The following is a 1,711-nucleotide window of genomic DNA, read 5'->3' as shown; positions in this document are numbered from 1 at the left end:
CACTGCGGCTGACTATCTCTAGTCAGCACCCCTTCTTCCGAAGTTACGGGGTCTTTTTGCCGAGTTCCTTAACGAGAGTTCTCTCGCTCACCTTAGTATTTTCTACTCGACTACCTGTGTCGGTTTACGGTACGGGTACATTCTCTCTGGCTAGAAGCTTTTCTTGGCAGTGTGACTATAGAACCTTCGCTACTTTAATTTCGCTCCTTATCACGCCTCGTACTTCACGAAAATAAGCATTTGACTCATTCTCATACTTAACGCTTAAACATGGATTTCCAGCACCATGCGTTCTTTATCTCCTGCGTCGCTCCTTTGCTCGTAACGATTAAATGCAGTACAGGAATCTCTACCTGTTCCCCATCGGCTACACCTCTCGGCCTTGTCTTAGGTCCCGACTTACCCTGGGCGGACGAACCTGCCCCAGGAAACCTTAGTCATTCGGTGGATAGGATTCTCACCTATCTTTCGTTACTCATACCGGCATTCTCACTTCTAAAAGCTCCATTTGTCCTCACGGTCAAACTTCACCGCCTTTAGAACGCTCTCCTATCACGTAGTGTCTTCCACTACATCCACAGTTTCGGTACTATGCTTAGCCCCGGTAAATTTTCGGCGCAGCGTCACTCGACTAGTGAGCTATTACGCACTCTTTCAATGATGGCTGCTTCTGAGCCAACATCCTAGTTGTCTACGCAACTCCACATCCTTTTCCACTTAGCATAGATTTTGGGACCTTAACTGGTGATCTGGGCTGTTTCCCTTTCGACTACGGATCTTATCACTCGCAGTCTGACTCCCGAAGATAGATACATGGTATTCGCAGTTTATCTGGATTCAGTAACCCCTGACGGGCCCTTCGTCCAAACAGAGCTCTACCTCCATTATCCTTTCTTCGAGGCTAGCCCTAAAGCTATTTCGGAGAGAACCAGCTATCTCCAAGTTCGTTTGGAATTTCACCGCTATCCACAATTCATCCCAGCAATTTTTAACTTACACGGGTTCGGTCCTCCAGTGCGTTTTACCACACCTTCAACCTGATCATGGATAGGTCACTTGGTTTCGGGTCTACATCAACTAACTATCTCGCCCTCTTCAGACTCGCTTTCGCTCCGGCTCCATCTTTTCTGATTTAACCTCGCTAATTAACGTAACTCGCCGGTTCATTCTACAAAAGGCACGCCATCGCACTTTAATGTGCTTTGACTATTTGTAGACACACGGTTTCAGGTTCTTTTTCACTCCCCTTCCGGGGTTCTTTTCACCTTTCCCTCACGGTACTGGTTCACTATCGGTCACTAGCTAGTATTTAGCCTTACGAGATGGTCCTCGCTAATTCAACCGGAATTCCTCGTGTTCCGGCCTACTCAGGATACTGCTAAGTGCGCTCATAATTTCGCTTACGGGGCTCTCACCCTCTCTGGCCTACCTTCCCAGATAGTTCTGCTATTACTTGCGCTCCTACATCGCAGTCCTATTACCCCAAATGATAAATCACTTGGTTTAGGCTCTTTCCTCTTCGCTCGCCGCTACTAAGGAAATCGATTTTTCTTTCTCTTCCTGCAGCTACTTAGATGTTTCAGTTCACTGCGTCTTCCTTTACCAGCCTATCTATTCGGCTAGTAATAATGCATCACTGCATTGGGTTTCCCCATTTGGACATCTCCGGATCTTAGTTTACTTACAACTCCCCGAAGCTTTTCGTAGTTCG

General features: G+C 47.0%; 1 rRNA gene. It reads right to left on the bottom strand.

The features are described 5' to 3' along the window. Positions 1-1,711 (bottom strand): 23S ribosomal RNA (locus EKM80_RS14750); the annotation flags it as partial.

This window comes from Loigolactobacillus jiayinensis, from assembly GCF_003946445.1.
GTDB classification, from domain to species: Bacteria; Bacillota; Bacilli; order Lactobacillales; family Lactobacillaceae; genus Loigolactobacillus; species Loigolactobacillus jiayinensis.
This window is presented reverse-complemented; position numbering and strand designations above follow the sequence as displayed.